This is a genomic window from Bacillus sp. TL12 (assembly GCF_022625245.1).
Classification (GTDB): Bacteria; Bacillota; Bacilli; order Bacillales; family Bacillaceae_G; genus Bacillus_A.
Map to the genome: position 1 here is coordinate 182445 of NZ_JAJJBY010000001.1, position 16124 is coordinate 198568.

General features: G+C 37.4%; 15 protein-coding genes. 2 read left to right on the top strand and 13 right to left on the bottom strand.

The annotated features are described in order from the left end of the window. Window positions 1-17: 17 nt before the first annotated feature. The 9 genes from dnaJ to gpr all read right to left on the bottom strand — a co-directional run bounded on the left by dnaJ (window position 18) and on the right by gpr (window position 10272). On the bottom strand, window positions 18-1130 hold the full coding sequence (gene dnaJ, locus LOK41_RS01045; RefSeq protein ID WP_241814810.1) for a chaperone protein DnaJ: 1113 nt from the start codon (window positions 1128-1130) through the stop codon (window positions 18-20). Window positions 1131-1354: 224 nt separating this feature from the next. Beyond that, window positions 1355-3190 (bottom strand): chaperone protein DnaK, encoded by a 1836-nt coding sequence (gene dnaK, locus LOK41_RS01050; protein WP_174098960.1) that lies wholly within the window; start codon window positions 3188-3190, stop codon window positions 1355-1357. Window positions 3191-3216: 26 nt separating this feature from the next. After that, entirely contained in the window at window positions 3217-3786 is a 570-nt protein-coding gene (gene grpE, locus LOK41_RS01055) for a nucleotide exchange factor GrpE (protein ID WP_174098959.1), read from the bottom strand. A gap of 110 nt (window positions 3787-3896) precedes the next feature. Then, complete coding sequence (gene hrcA / locus LOK41_RS01060) at window positions 3897-4928, bottom strand: heat-inducible transcriptional repressor HrcA (protein WP_241814811.1); 1032 nt, start codon at window positions 4926-4928, stop codon at window positions 3897-3899. 133 nt (window positions 4929-5061) lie between these two features. Next, window positions 5062-6201 carry a radical SAM family heme chaperone HemW gene (gene hemW, locus LOK41_RS01065; RefSeq protein ID WP_241814812.1) on the bottom strand — a complete coding sequence of 380 codons (1140 nt, stop codon included), beginning with the start codon at window positions 6199-6201 and terminating at the stop codon, window positions 5062-5064. Between the two features lie 52 nt (window positions 6202-6253). Then, window positions 6254-6628: a winged helix-turn-helix transcriptional regulator gene (locus tag LOK41_RS01070; protein ID WP_174098956.1), complete on the bottom strand. Its 375-nt coding sequence runs from the start codon at window positions 6626-6628 to the stop codon at window positions 6254-6256. 144 nt (window positions 6629-6772) lie between these two features. Next, window positions 6773-8596, bottom strand: a complete 1824-nt coding sequence (lepA, locus tag LOK41_RS01075) for an elongation factor 4 (RefSeq protein ID WP_174098955.1) — start codon at window positions 8594-8596, stop codon at window positions 6773-6775. Between the two features lie 202 nt (window positions 8597-8798). Next, window positions 8799-9149: a DUF3679 domain-containing protein gene (locus LOK41_RS01080; RefSeq protein WP_277818423.1), complete on the bottom strand. Its 351-nt coding sequence runs from the start codon at window positions 9147-9149 to the stop codon at window positions 8799-8801. A gap of 19 nt (window positions 9150-9168) precedes the next feature. After that, window positions 9169-10272: a GPR endopeptidase gene (gene gpr / locus LOK41_RS01085; protein WP_174098953.1), complete on the bottom strand. Its 1104-nt coding sequence runs from the start codon at window positions 10270-10272 to the stop codon at window positions 9169-9171. Window positions 10273-10453: 181 nt separating this feature from the next. Between gpr and rpsT the strand changes: the two genes are divergently transcribed. Continuing rightward, window positions 10454-10711 (top strand): 30S ribosomal protein S20, encoded by a 258-nt coding sequence (rpsT, locus tag LOK41_RS01090; RefSeq protein WP_001274013.1) that lies wholly within the window; start codon window positions 10454-10456, stop codon window positions 10709-10711. Between the two features lie 110 nt (window positions 10712-10821). Here rpsT and holA read toward each other — a convergent pair whose 3' ends face one another. Beyond that, window positions 10822-11835: a DNA polymerase III subunit delta gene (gene holA / locus LOK41_RS01095; RefSeq protein ID WP_241814814.1), complete on the bottom strand. Its 1014-nt coding sequence runs from the start codon at window positions 11833-11835 to the stop codon at window positions 10822-10824. A 360-nt stretch (window positions 11836-12195) separates the two neighbouring features. Here holA and LOK41_RS01100 point away from each other — a divergent pair, with 360 nt between their 5' ends. Next, entirely contained in the window at window positions 12196-12330 is a 135-nt protein-coding gene (locus tag LOK41_RS01100; protein ID WP_001001652.1) for a YqzM family protein, read from the top strand. Between the two features lie 31 nt (window positions 12331-12361). Here LOK41_RS01100 and LOK41_RS01105 read toward each other — a convergent pair whose 3' ends face one another. From LOK41_RS01105 to LOK41_RS01115, 3 genes are all read right to left on the bottom strand, one after another. Beyond that, the gene (locus LOK41_RS01105; protein ID WP_241814815.1) at window positions 12362-14686 is read right to left on the bottom strand and encodes a DNA internalization-related competence protein ComEC/Rec2; all 2325 of its coding nucleotides are present in this window, start codon (window positions 14684-14686) and stop codon (window positions 12362-12364) included. Window positions 14687-14859: 173 nt separating this feature from the next. Further along, window positions 14860-15417: a ComE operon protein 2 gene (locus LOK41_RS01110; protein ID WP_241814816.1), complete on the bottom strand. Its 558-nt coding sequence runs from the start codon at window positions 15415-15417 to the stop codon at window positions 14860-14862. Window positions 15418-15478: 61 nt separating this feature from the next. Then, on the bottom strand, window positions 15479-16078 hold the full coding sequence (locus LOK41_RS01115) for a helix-hairpin-helix domain-containing protein (RefSeq protein ID WP_347269281.1): 600 nt from the start codon (window positions 16076-16078) through the stop codon (window positions 15479-15481). Between the last annotated feature and the right edge of the window lie 46 nt (window positions 16079-16124).

Sequence of the window (16124 nt, forward strand, 5' to 3'; positions counted from 1 at the left end):
TCCATTTTTTATTTCCATTATTCCCCTTTGAAAGCTCGTTTAAGCTTTCCGAATAAGCTATCATCTTGATCTTCTTGTCCCGCAAATTCACGCAATAATTCTTTTTGATGCGATGTTAATTTCGTCGGTACAACAACACGAACGACTACGTATTGATCACCTTGACCATATCCGCGTACATTTGGAGCCCCTTTTCCTTTTAAGCGGAATTCTGTTCCAGTTTGTGTTCCTGCTGGAATTTTTAATTTCACTTTTCCATGAACAGTTGGAACTTCTACTTCAGCACCAAGTGCTACTTGCGCGAATGTTAATGGCATTTCACAAATAATATGATCCCCATCACGCTCGAAGAATTCATGATTTCTCACATAAACAACAACATATAAGTCCCCAGCCGGGCCACCGTTCACACCCGCTTCACCTTTACCAGACACACGGATTTGTTGGCCATTATCGATACCTGCTGGAATTTTAACGTTAATTTTTTTACGTTTACGCACTTTTCCAGAGCCGTGACATGTTGTACATTTCTCTTTAATCATTTGGCCAGTTCCTGAACAATGTTTACACGCTTGACGATTTACAATACGACCAAATGGCGTATTTTGTTCTACACTCACTTGACCTGTTCCTGAACAATGTTTACATGTTTCTTTTGAAGTTCCTGGTTTTGCCCCACTGCCATGACATGTATCACAAGGGTCTTCTACTGGAATTTCAACATTTAATTCCTTACCAAAAATCGCCTCTTCAAAGTCTAAAGTAACTTGATATTGCAAGTCAGCACCTTGGCGCGGCGCATTTGGATCACGGCGTCTACCGCCACCTCCACCAAAGAATGAGCTAAAGATGTCTTCAAATCCGAATCCACCACCAAAGTCCCCACCGCCGAAACCGCCAAAACCTTGATTTGGATCTGCATGACCAAACTGATCGTACTGCGCACGTTTTTGATCATCACTTAATACTTCATATGCTTCTTGTACTTCTTTAAACTTTTCAATTGCATTTTCTTCTTTACTTACGTCTGGATGGTACTTTTTAGCCAAACGACGATAAGCTTTTTTAATTTCATCTTTAGAAGCGCCCTTGCTAAGTCCAAGCACCTCATAATAGTCTCGTTTATTCATAAATTTGTAACCCCCGAATCTTTCACATAAACGTAATTTTAACACCGAAAGAAAGTGCTTTGCAACAAAGTTTCCTCACTTACAATATGCAAAGCCTAAAACTTAAGACCTTCTCAAGAATGTCTTAGCACAAATAACCACTTTTTCTTATTCGTGAAAAAAGCCAAAGCCAAGGCACGCTTGACTTTGACTTTTTGTCATCTTACTTATTATATTTTACTGTATTACTTGTCTTCTTTTACTTCTTCAAACTCAGCATCAACTACATTGTCTTTTTTCGCGCCAGCGTCTTGTGCTCCTTGTGCACCTTCCGCTTGCCCTGCAGCCGCTTGAGCTTGCTCATATAGTTTAACAGTTAATTGTTGTACGATTTCTTGAAGAGCATCTTTTTTCGCACGGATTTCATCAAGTTCGTTTTTCTCGATTGCCGCTTGTAATGCTTCTTTTGCTTCTGTTGCTTTCGCTACTTCAGCCGCATCTACTTTACCTTCTAAATCTTTTACAACTTTGTCTGTTTGGAATACAAGTTGGTCAGCTTCATTACGAAGTTCAACTTCTTCCTTACGTTTTTGGTCAGCGTCAGCATTTGCTTCTGCTTCTTGTACCATACGATTTACTTCTTCATCAGAAAGACCTGAAGAAGATTGGATTGTAATAGCTTGCTCTTTGCTTGTTCCTAAGTCTTTCGCACGTACATTAACAATACCGTTCGCATCGATATCGAATGTTACTTCGATTTGTGGAATACCACGTGGTGCTGGCGGAAGATCTGTTAATTGGAAACGACCTAGTGTTTTGTTATCAGCTGACATTGGACGCTCACCTTGTAATACGTGAATGTCTACTGCAGGCTGGTTATCAGCAGCTGTTGAGAATACTTGTGATTTACTTGTTGGAATTGTAGTGTTACGCTCGATTAACTTTGTGAATACGCCACCCATAGTTTCAATACCTAAAGAAAGTGGAGTTACATCTAATAATAGAACGCCTTCTACATCACCAGTAAGTACACCACCTTGAACTGCAGCACCTAACGCTACAACTTCATCAGGGTTTACACCTTTATATGGCTCTTTACCAGTTTCACGTTTAATTGCTTCTTGTACAGCTGGGATACGAGTAGAACCACCAACAAGGATAACTTTATCTAATTCACTTGGAGCAAAACCAGCGTCTTTTAATGCACGACGAGTTGGCTCTAATGTTCTTTCAACAAGACCTGCTGAAAGCTCTTCGAATTTTGCTCTTGTTAAATTTAATTCTAAGTGTAATGGACCCGCAGCTCCAGCACTAATGAATGGTAATGAAATTTGTGTTTGTGTTACACCAGAAAGATCTTTTTTCGCTTTTTCAGCTGCATCTTTCAGACGTTGAAGCGCCATTTTATCTTGGCTTAAATCAATGTTGTTTTCTTTTTTGAATTCAGCTACTAAATGATCGATGATAACTTGATCAAAGTCATCTCCACCAAGACGGTTGTCACCAGCAGTTGAAATAACTTCAAATGTTCCGTCTGCTAACTCAAGGATAGATACGTCAAATGTACCGCCACCTAAGTCGTATACTAGAATTTTTTGTTCTTCATCTTGTTTTTCTAAACCGTAAGCAAGTGCTGCTGCCGTTGGTTCGTTAATAATACGTTCTACTTCTAAACCAGCAATGCGACCAGCGTCTTTTGTTGCTTGGCGCTCTGCATCGTTGAAGTATGCTGGAACTGTAATAACAGCTTTCGTTACTGTTTCACCTAAGTACGCTTCAGCAGAAGCTTTTAAGTTTTGTAAGATGATTGCAGAAATCTCTTGAGGTGTGTAATCTTTACCCTCAACTTCCACTTTGTAGTCTGTACCCATATGGCGTTTAACAGACATAATTGTATTTGGGTTTGTAATTGCTTGACGTTTTGCAACTTCCCCTACTTGACGCTCTTCATTTTTGAAAGCTACAACAGAAGGTGTTGTACGGTTTCCTTCTGGATTTGGGATAACCTTTGGTTCTCCACCTTCCATAACAGCTACACAAGAGTTTGTTGTACCTAAGTCAATACCGATAATTTTACTCATGGCGAATCCTCCTACTTTTATGTAAATTATTGATTTACTTTTACCATTGATGGGCGAATCACACGGTCTTTTAGTTTATAACCTTTTTGGAATTCTTCCACAACCGCATTTGATTCAAACTCGCTGTCTTCTACTTGCATAACAGCTTGGTGTTCATGAGGATCAAACTGTTTACCAACAGCTTCAATCGCTTCAACACCTTCTTTCGTCAACGCTTCTAACAATTGACGATACACCATTTCCATACCTTGTAATAAGGACTTCATTTGCTCGTCAGTTGCTTCTACTTGCATCGCTCTTTCAAAGTTATCAAGAGCCGGCAAAATATCTGAAACAAGACTTTGTGCTCTATATTTTTCAGCAGCCTGTTTATCCATTTGAACACGGCGCTTATGATTTTCAAAATCAGCTTGTAGACGTAGCTTTTGACTTTCCGTTTCCGTCAGTTTCGCTTGCAATTCGTCTACTTTTTCTTGTAAAAGAGCCGCTTCACTTTTTTCTTCTACTACAGTTTCTTCATTGTTTTCTGCTGTAATAGTTTCTTCAGTTTGCGCTTCTTTCGCTTCTTCAACTACTTGTTCGTTACGCTCTTCCACAACTTTCACCTCCTTAAAAGGAACTAGAGCTCACACTAGGCATGAGCATCCAAGCATAAATTTTATGTTACACACCAGCAATGATCCTATTCATTACTCGAGCAAATTTATTATTTTGATTTATACACTCCGTTTAAACCATCTGTAAATTGTCTTGTAAACAATTGTAACAAACTAATTACACGAGAATATTGCATTCTCGTTGGGCCTAGGATTGCAATTGTTCCAAGCTGTTCTTCTCCAATGGAATATGTTGCAGAAATTAAGCTACAATTTTCCATAGCAGTCGCAGAATTTTCTCGACCGATTTTCACTTGAATACCGACTTGTTTATGACGCAAAATATCATAAAATGCGGCTTCATTATCGATCATAGTCAGCAAGGAGCGTACCTTTTGAATATCGTGAAACTCCGGCTGCGAAAGCATATTAGCTTTTCCGCCAAAGTATATCTTTTCCGATAAAGGCACTTGAAATGTACCATCTAGTATTTTTATTGCACTATCATAATTATGGACGTAGCCACGTAGAACTGTCACAATCTCTTTTAAAATTTTATTGTGTAATTCTTCCATCGGTACACCAGATAGCTTTTCATTTAAAATATTAACCATCTTTTCTAAATCTGATAAATCAACAGATTCCGGAACGGTAATCGTTTTACTTTGTACATGCCCTGTATCCGTTACAATAATCGCGACTGCTGTTTGATGATCAAGCGGAACAATTTGTACATTTTTAAGCTTATTTGTACTCACTTTCGGCCCAAGAACTATCGCCGTATAATTTGTGAGTTCTGATAAAATTTGAGCTGATTGCTGGGCAACCTTTTCTGCTTCAAAAATTCTTTCAGCAAATAAATCCTTAATCTGTACAATCTCCTCATTGGGTAAGTTTTGTGGTGCTAAAAGATGATCTACGTAAAATCGATATCCTTTTTCTGACGGAACCCGTCCAGAAGAACTGTGCGTTTTTTCAATAAATCCTAGTTCCTCTAAATCAGCCATTTCATTTCGAATGGTAGCTGAACTAAACGTAATTTCATCTTTTTTAGCTAACGTTCTTGACCCAACAGGCTGTGCTGATCCAATAAAGTCATCAATAATTGTTTGTAAAATTAAGAGCTGACGTTCCGTAAGCATCTCATCATCACCTCTGTTAGCACTCTTTATCTTCGAGTGCTAAATCTATTACTAACTTACCAAAATTGACATTCAATTGTCAACGGAAACGTCACGAAATAGTGAAACTTTTTCACACCAACTAGACATTATATTAATCAATTAAAAATGATTGAAATACTTCATTCCCTAATAACTTACCTTGTCTCGTCAAACAAACATAGTCATCTTTGTTCTGAAGCAATCCATGTTCTTTCCCCTGTAACAACTGCTTCGCAAAGATTTCATCCATTTCTACACCAAACTTCTTCTGAAACCCTAGTTTAGACACACCCTTTGTTTTCCTAAGTCCTAAAAATAGCTCTTCTTCCATTCTTTCCTTTCTCGTCACTTCATGAACATCTAGATGAGGGAACCCAATTTCATCAATTTTAGAAAAGTATTGTTTTAATGGACCAACATTTTGGATTCGTTCTCCATTTACATAACTGTGAGCACCAGCTCCAAAACCATAATACTGTTCATTATTCCAATATGTGAGATTATGCCTACTTTCATATCCTTCTTTTGAAAAGTTACTAATTTCATACTGATGATAACCATGTTTTTCCATATCATCCATTACCATTTCGTACATCTTCGCCTCATGATCTTCACCAGGAAGCCTTAATTTTCCTTTGTTCATTAAATTGTAAAAAACCGTTTTCGGCTCAACAATTAAAGAGTACGCAGAGAAATGTTGAACACCAAGTGTGAAGGCGATATTTAACGTTTCTTTCACATCTTCAATCGTTTGTCCTGGCAATGCATAAATTAAATCGACATTAATATTCGTAAAACCAACTTCCTGCGCTTCACGAATTGCTACAAATGCATCTTCTCTCGTGTGCTTACGTCCAATCTTCTCTAACAGTTCATCTCGAAACGTTTGCACGCCAAAACTAATTCGGTTCACACCGCCCTCTAATAGAAGATTCAATTTTTCTTTCGGTAAATCTCCAGGATTCGCTTCAAACGTTAATTCACAATTCGGAGCGAACGGACGTAAACGACGATTAATAATATCAAGAAGCTTTTTCGTCTGCTCCATATTTAATGCTGTTGGTGTCCCGCCTCCAACAAAAATTGTTTTCATATTTTCAAACGGTACCTTTTGCACTGTATTTATTATCTCTTTTTCTAAATACTCCAAATATTGAACAACAGGCTGGCGTTCAATAAATACTTTATTAAAATCACAATAGTGACAAATATGCTGACAAAACGGAATATGAATATATGCTGCTTGTACCAAAATATACTCCTACCTTTCTAAAAAGAAAACCTCCGCACTTTCGGAGGCTCTTTTACTTCTGTAACGTGTTACGAATTTGTTCCATTCGCATTTTTCCCCAATCATACATCATTTCGACGATTGGTAAAAGTGTCATACCTAGTTCCGTCATAAAGTACTCTACACGAGGAGGTACTTCTGGATATACTGTCCGACCAATAATTCCATCTTCAGTTAATTCTTTCAATTGATTCGATAAAACTTTATGAGAAATATTAGGAAATAATCGTTGTAATTCACTAAAACGGTGCGGCCCTTCGACTCCTAAATGCCATAAAATCACAACCTTCCACTTCCCGCTAATAATAGAAAGTGTCAATTCCTTTTCACAATTAAAATCTCCGTTTTGTATTTTTTCTTGAATATCTTTTCTAATATTTTCAGACATCAATAGTCTCCTAACTCTGTATCCATGGTTACTGTTGTTGCTTACAATAAAAAGCATCCTCCCCATTGTAAAGGAGAGATGCAAAGATGTCTAAAAAAGGAATCCTACGTACAAAAAGAAGCCGTAAAAACGGCTTCTTTCTTATTAGTTATCATCCATTTTCAATACAGCCATGAATGCTTCTTGTGGTACTTCTACAGAACCAACAGACTTCATACGTTTTTTACCTTCTTTTTGTTTATCAAGAAGTTTACGTTTACGGGAAATGTCTCCACCGTAACATTTTGCAAGAACGTTTTTACGCATCGCTTTAATTGTAGAACGTGCTACTACTTTGTTCCCAATTGTTGCTTGAATTGGTACTTCAAACTGTTGTCTTGGAATTAATTCTTTTAATTTTTCTACGATTACTTTACCACGGTCGTACGCTGAATCACGGTGTACGATAAATGATAAAGCATCAACTTGTTCAGAATTTAAAAGAATATCCATCTTCACAAGTTTAGATGGTTTATAACCGATTAACTCGTAGTCAAATGATGCATATCCCTTCGTATTTGATTTTAGTTGATCGAAGAAGTCATATACGATTTCAGAAAGCGGGATTTCATATGTTAACGTAACACGTGTTTCATCTAAATATTGCATATCAATAAACGTACCACGTTTACCTTGGCAAATTTCCATTACAGCCCCAACATAATCATTTGGAACCATAATTGCAGCTTTTACAAATGGTTCTTCTACACGATCAATAGACTGCGGATCTGGCATGTTAGATGGGTTATCTACAATAAGATCTTCACCGCTCGTTAAATATACTTTATAAATAACGCTTGGTGCTGTTGTAATTAAATCAATCTTGAATTCACGTTCAATACGTTCTTGAATAATTTCCATATGAAGTAGCCCTAAGAATCCACAACGGAAACCAAATCCTAACGCTTGAGATGTTTCTGGTTCAAACTCAAGAGCAGAATCATTCAATTCAAGTTTTTCTAATGCATCACGTAAATCGTTATAACGTGCAGAATCGATTGGATATAAACCACAGAATACCATTGGGTTTAATTTACGATAACCTGGTAATGGTTCTGCTGCTGGACGTTTCGCATGTGTGATCGTATCACCAACGCGCGTATCTCCCACGTTTTTAATAGATGCTGCTAAGAACCCTACATCACCTACTGTCAATTCTTTACGTTGTGTTGTTTTCGGTGTGAATACACCTACTTCTGTTACTTCGAACTCTTTACCAGTTGCCATCATACGTACTTTATCGCCAACTTTTACTGTCCCGTTTACAACACGGATATATGCGATTACTCCGCGGTATGGGTCATATAAAGAGTCAAAAATCATACATTGAAGTGGCTCTTCTGGGTCACCTTCTGGAGCTGGTACTTTTTCAACGATTTGTTCTAAAATGTCTTCAATACCGATGCCAGCTTTTGCAGAAGCAAGTACAGCTTCTGATGCATCTAAACCGATTACATCTTCTACTTCTTGACGAACACGCTCTGGATCAGCACTTGGCAAGTCGATTTTATTAATAACCGGTAAAATCTCTAAATTATTATCAAGCGCTAAATATACGTTCGCTAACGTTTGCGCTTCAATACCTTGCGCTGCATCGACAACAAGAATTGCACCTTCACAAGCCGCTAAACTACGAGATACTTCGTACGTAAAATCGACGTGTCCTGGCGTGTCGATTAAGTGAAGAATATACTCTTCACCATCTTTTGCTTTATACGTTAATTGAACTGCATTTAATTTAATTGTAATACCACGCTCACGCTCTAAATCCATAGAGTCAAGTAATTGAGCTTTCATTTCGCGCTGTGTTAACGCATTTGTTTTCTCCAAAATACGGTCTGCCAACGTTGACTTTCCGTGGTCAATATGAGCAATGATGGAGAAATTACGAATTTTGGACTGTCTTTTTGCTCTTTCTTCTTTATTCATCTATGTTCTCAACTCCTAATAGTCTCGCCAATATACACTAGCACTGATTATATCAATAGAGCAGCAAAGATTCAATGAAAACTCGCGCTGCTTATAAGACAAATCTTCCTCTCTTTATCTTATGCGAGCAAAGCAAACGAGACAAACCTTTTTATAACAAAAAAATGGCTGCCTTACAAAATGTTAAGACAACCTTTCTTTATTACCCCAATTGGTGAAAAATATCTTTTATTTTCCCAATTACTATATCTGTACTAAACTTGGCAAGGCCTCGAGTAAATTCCGCGATCCCCATTCCCAGTCCTTCTACAACATTAAAACTTCTGAGACTTTCTAACTGCTTTTGTTTTTCACGTGCCGAAAATATGCCCCCTAAAATTTCCGGATCAATATTCCCACTCCCAGTTCCTGTCATCTGGGCAATTTGTTCATACGTTGGCTGCCGATAGCCTTTCATGCTTTTCAAGCCATGATTAGCAATCCCAATTCCAATTAGCATCAAAAAAAGAAACAGAACAACACAGCTTATACACTGGAGCGTAAACCGACTCAACTTAGTCTATCCCTTCTCATCAATGTGTATATGCACCTGTATTATCTTGATCAATTTGATGGTGAAGCGCTGCATTTAACCCACTCGCTATTACATTTGCCATGTCTTCAATAAATGCATCTACTTCTTTCGGCGTTACCATTAAATTATGACCAAGCGGAGCTAATACCTCATATATTAATTTTCGCTTTTCTTCATCTTCTAATGTACCTACCGCTCCTAAAAACATATTACGGCTTTTTTCATCTGGCATATCTTCCTCTGTTAACTTCTTCTTTTCTCCGAATGTAAAGCCGGCTGGCAATAAAGAGCGAGACGGTTTATCACCCTCTCTCATTTCACGCCCAAAATGCTTTAAAATAAAATCAATTGTATCACTCGTAATAGAAACAGCATCTACAACCGTTGGAACACCAATCGCAATCACAGGAATTCCAAGCGTTTCTTTGCTTAGTTCTTTTCGTTTATTCCCTACACCCGATCCAGGATGAATTCCTGTATCTGAAATCTGTATTGTACTATTTACTCTCTCAATCGACCTAGCAGCAAGTGCATCAATCGCAATCACAAAGTCAGGTTTTGTCTTTTCAATGATGCCATAAATGACATCGCTCGTTTCGATCCCTGTAATCCCCATTACCCCTGGACGAATTGCACTAACAGGACGATATCCATCTTCTACACTTTCAGGCTGTAATTTAAAAAGGTGACGCGTTACAAGCACATTTTCTACAACGATTGGGCCAAGAGCATCTGGTGTGACATTCCAATTCCCTAATCCGACGATTAAACAGCTTGCCTCTTTAGAAATTCCAATTTCTTCTAATAAATAAGAGAATTCTTTCGCAAAAATACGCTCTACTTTTTGTTGCAATTCTGTATCTTGCTGACGAATCCCTTGCACTTCAAGCGTTAAATAATTCCCAGGTTTTTTACCCATCGATTCAGAAGCAATTTCATCGATTATCACTTTCGTAATCGTAATCCCTTCTTCTTCACGCTCTTTCACAACAACACCTTGGATTCCTGTCTGTTCTTTTTGACGTTCTTGTAACATTTGATGAGCTTCTACTGCAAGGTCTGTTCTAACACTATATTTACTTAAATCTAATGGTTCTTTCATCCTATCTCCTCCGTAATTCATAGTAAATATAGTTAGATTCCCCTAAATTATATAGGGTCATTCTTTCCTTTACATGAAATTTCATTGATCTCGCTATTGCAATTCTCTTCTCTGTTTGATAGAATATCACTTGTTCTATGTAAGTATCGAGTCACTCGATCGCACCAGGGAGGTGAAAAGTATGGCAAACATCAAATCTGCTATCAAACGCGCTAAACTTAGCGAAGAGCGTCGTGCACATAACGCTTCTATCAAATCTGACATGCGTACAGCTGTTAAAACTGTAGAAGCTTTAGTTACTAATAACGATCTTGAAAATGCTAAAGAAGCTTTCAAAACTGCTTCTAAAAAACTTGACAAAGCAGCTCGTAAAGGTCTTATCCACCAAAACGCTGCAGCTCGTCAAAAGTCTCGCTTAGCGAAACAAGTAAACGCGTAAGGCGTTTAAAAACGATCCATTCGGGTCGTTTTTTTATATACGAAAAAAGTTCATGCGACGAATGGCATGAACTTTTTTGTATTTTATTCAGCTATAACTTCCACTTTTATTTATCCAATATGATTTAAACGCATTAAAAAAAACTCTAAGACAAGTTTCTTATCCATTTTTCCCGTTTTCATACTATAGTCAGCTTCAGCTAACTCTAAAATAACTTTTTTCAATTCTTCAAACGAGAAAAACTTCGTTTGATTCATCGCTAACTTTACTCGGTACGGGTGAACACCAATGTGCGAAGCAATTTGATTTTGTCCATATCCACGTTGCTGTAATTCTTTTACTTGGTTGAGCAGACGAAATTGACTCACTAATAACGCCAACAATTTAATTGGTTCCTCTTGCTGCGTAAATAGCCCATCTAAAATTTTCATAGCCCCAGCAATATCTTTTTTTACTACCTTTTCTGTTAACGCAAACACATTTTGTTCAACCGATTTTGGCACAAGTTCTGTCACAAGCTCTGTTGTAACTTCTCCACCCACCCCAACATAAAGGGTCAACTTATCCATTTCCGTGGCTAACATCGTCACATTGCTTCCTACAAGCTCTAGCAGCAAGCTAATCGCCGCTTCTTCAATATATACATGTACTTCATCTGCACGATCCACAATCCATTTACGAACGTCCTGTACTTGCATCGCATTAGCTTCTACTACATCTGCTGTTTTCTTTAATAATTTTGTAATTTTTTTTCGCTCATCTAATTTTTCATAAGGAGCTACAAATACAACAATTGAAAATGGTGATGGCTCTGCAATATACTCCTCTAAAATCTTTATATTTTGTTCTAATTTTTCTTTTTGTGATGTCAAAAACAATGGAGATTTAATTAATAAGATTTTACGTTCTCCAAAGAATGGAAGCGTTCGTGCATCTTCTATTACATCTTCCAAATACGCTTCTTCTAAATCATACGTTACAACATTAAACTCACGATCTTCCTCAGCTAACACTTCCGTTGTTATAAGCTTGATCGTTTCATTTATAAAATACGCTTCCGTTCCGTATATTAAATAAAGCGATGCAAACTGTTTCTTCTTAATCTTTTTATGTATATCACTCATACTTTTTCCTACTCCCTAACTTGGCAATATACCTCTATACTAATGCGGCATCTTTTGTTTTACAAGTACAAAGGAACAGGCTTAAGAAACCCGTCCCTTTATCTATATAAAACGCCACGCAATAAGTCCCGGGTTTCTTATTGGTGTGCGGTAACCACCTTACCGTTATTATTCGCAACTGCTGGATAAGTATAATTGTTAACTGTTAACATGCTTGGAAATCAAATTTCCACCTTCTACTTGCATAAGAAGTAGCACCTGTTTCTACAAAAATATCCTCTATTTATCTTCATATGGAAATTGTAGATTTTTTTCTGACAATACCTTATACTAAAATGGAATGTTGGGGAGGGATTCTAAATGAATGAATTTGAACAAAACGTTCAAAGTAAACGCAATGACGCTATTGATTCAGGGGTAGGCTTTATCGTCTCATTTGGTTTTTTCGCAACACTTTTCATTATTGCAACAATTATTAAATTTATTGGTTCTTAAAGGCTGCTGCTTGCGGCCTTCCTTTTTCACTTCATCTTTTCTGTGCTTCATCATATGTCAGTTTACTTCGAAACGTTCCTCTTTTGCCTTCAAAAACATACAAAACCCCTCCTTGTTTATCCGTGCGCCATATTTCAATATCAAGCTCTAACAAACGCTCTAGCACTTGTTGGTGCGGATGCCCATATCGATTACGCTCTCCAGCTGAAATAATGGCCTTTTGAGGCTGAATAAGGCGTAAGAAGGCAGGTGAAGACGACGTCTTACTACCATGATGTCCAACCTTTAAAATATCTGCTCGTAACTCTGGATATTGCTTTATGATTCGCTGTTCACCTTTTTCTTCTAAATCTCCAGTAAACAGCCAGGTAAATCCCCCTAACTTTGCCCACAATACAATAGATGAATCGTTATCCCCATTCTCCTCTCCCTTTGGCGATAGCACTGTAAATGCCGCTTCGTCTACTTGCCATCTATCCCCTTCTTCCACGATGTTTACCCTTATATTTTTTTGTTTTGCAATTTGTCTCAATTCTTTTTCGAGCACAGTATCTTCTCGTTTCTTTCCAAATACAATTTCCTCTACAACAATGGTAGATAACAATTCTTTAGCCGCTCCCATATGATCTGTATCACCATGCGTCACAATTAACTTATCAATTTTCCGAATACCTTCTTTTTGTAAAAACGGAATGAGAATATCGTGCCCAACAGAAAACTCATGTTTTTTCTTCTCCCACACTTCCTTTTTTAAAGGGATTGTCCCCCCTGTATCAATGAGGTAGATTCCCTTGTCATACGGAAGACGAATCAAGATTGCATCCCCTTGTCCAACATCAATAAAAGCCACACTTCCACTGGCACGGAAATAAGGTGAAACATAATGACCAATACATATAAAGAGGAAAAATCCAGCAGCTATGGATAAAATACATTTTTTGACCGCTTTTTCCCACACAACAAATGTACCAATAATACTAAAACTATATAAAACAACAAGGAATGAAGGCGTTTGCCCAAAAGTAAGACGAAGAAATGGGAGGTTTTCACAATACCGAAGAATCTCATTAGAAAACATTAAACATAATGATAATCCATGCGCCAATCCTACCGATACAAAAGGAACAAATAACATAAAAAGAAAAATAACGATGCTACATGGTAGCACAATAAAAGATAGAAACGGAACATATATAAGATTGAGGAAGATACTATATGGAGAAAAATAACCGAAGTGATATAACAAAATAGGAATACTAGCAAGTTGTGAAATAATAGAAAGATAGATTGTATTTTGAATGAGACCATTGTCACGATGCAAAAGACGATTTGCCGATAACAAAAGCGCAAAACTACCAACAAAAGAAAATTGAAATCCTATATCGAATACCATATAAGGATCATATACAAGCATCAATATAGCTGTCATACTAAGCGCATCTACACTTGAAATACGAATAGAATGCATGAGTGCTAGCAATACCATAACACCTGTTACAGAAGCCCTTATGACAGATGGAGACGCTCCTGCTAAAAACATATAGAGTGGAATACAAACAACAAGACATATTGTCGTCATTTCCCTTGTCATTCCGATTCGAAGTAAAATAAAATAGCCAATTGCCATTAATAATACAATATGGGATCCAGAAATCGCTAATAGGTGGATAAGGCCCAATTGCTGATATCGTTCTTCTACTTCAAATGTCATTAGTTGCCGATCACCAAACAACAATGCATTCATAAATGCCACAGATTGTCCAGGAAACATTTCTACGACTTTCGACACCGCATTTTGGCGCAATAAAAAGACCCACTGTATAAACGTTAAAGAATTTTGCGTACAATTTGAAATCTCTTTCGCTTCAAATAAAAAATGAATCTTTTGCTTATGTAAATAGTCACGATAGTCAAAACCATGAAAATTCCGTGCTTCTGATGGCACTTTCATTTCTCCTTGAAATGCACAAGTCATACCAGCATGTAATTTCCGCAACTGTTCTTTTTGTTCAGCTGATTGAATTTTGTACATCAATTGCAATGTATCTTGATTAGCGACTTCTATTTGAAAAGAAAGTCGATCTCCATTTATAAGTGGCGTAGTTTGAATCACACCTTCTGTCATTTCAAAGTTTAATCCTTTTGAAGGCTGATTTTCCCGTTCAACATATGATGTATAGATGTAACTACTAGCGCATGTTACTATACAAAGAACGAGTACTTGACGTGAAGTACGATATATACAAAATAAAATATAACAACCAAATACACTAACAGACAACAACTGAAACGAGGAACAGGCGATTGCAATCCCTACAACAAACGAGATTGCAATATAACCCCATTGACCACGCAACTTATACTCACTCCTTATAGCGGATGTTCAAAAAGTCCGGTAAAGATAGCTGTCACATTTCTTCGTTATGTCGCCAGTCCGGTACTCATGTAGTTCCATCTACGCTCCGTATCCTCCTGGCTTCCGTGCCTCGAACTGCTCGGCTCTCTTTATCCTCCTTTTTGAACAAACACTTATAGCATCTCTTTTGCTTTAGCGAATACCTCTTGTAATTCATTCATTGTTAAATCAGCTTTTTCTAAAGATGAAAACAGTTCTTTTAATTGTAAATTACGTTCTTGTTGCTCTAACAATGTAATATCGTATTCGAGCGGAACATGTTTCACTGTTACATTCGCTTGCTCAAATAATTCTACAGCGTACGGATGATTTTTATAATCTCGCGCATAATAGACAGCTGTAATACCACTTTGAATAATGGCTTTACAACATTGCAGACAAGGAAAATGCGTAACATAAATCTCTGCATCTTCTGTTTTCACACCAAATTTTGCACATTGCAACAACGCATTCATTTCAGCGTGAATTGTACGAACACAATGATTATCAATGACGTAACAACCATCGTCTATACAATGAACACCACCTTTGATAGAACCGTTATAACCACCCGCGATAATTCGCTTATCACGGACAATCGTCGCTCCTACTGCAAGTCTCGTACACGTGCTACGTAGTGATAATAAGTGACTTTGCGTCATAAAGTATTGATCCCAAGAAATTCGTTCCATATCTTCACCTACTTTTTCATCTACTTGTAGTGTAGCGAAAGAAGAAAAAGTTCGTCAATCCTTACGGAATAATTATTTTATCTTTTATTTTTTCAAGCGACTTCTCTCCAATACCATCCACCTCCAGTAAATCTTCCATTTTTTGAAATGGTCCATGTTCTTCTCGATATTTCATAATATTTTCTGCTTTTCGAGGTCCAATTCCCGTTATTTTTTCGAGTTGCTCTTTTGATGCAACATTAATTTGAATTTTCTCCTCCTGCCCTGAAGGTAGATTAGCCCCCTGCACTTGCTCTCCTTTTTTCGGGACATAAAGAAGCATTTGGTCTTGCATGAGCTGCGCTAAGTTCACTTTTGTTATATCAGCTTCAGGTAAAAAACCACCTGCTTTTTCAATCCCATCTTTTACGCGTGCGCCCATTCCCATCTCATATACACCCTCACGATGCACAGCTCCTTTTACATCAATCACTATTGTTTTTTTCTGTTCTTTTGATTCTATTGCTTTTAATTTACTTTTGTTCTCTTCACTCTTCACATTTGGATTCACTCTCACATCCGGTTGCTCAGCTTGCTGCTTTGTCTGCCATATAAAGAGTATAAATACAACTCCAATAGCCCCTAATAAAGCGAGCCACTTCTTTTGAAAATTCTGCATGATTTTAATACCTCCAATTCATAAATTCACAACATAGTTCATATTGTTT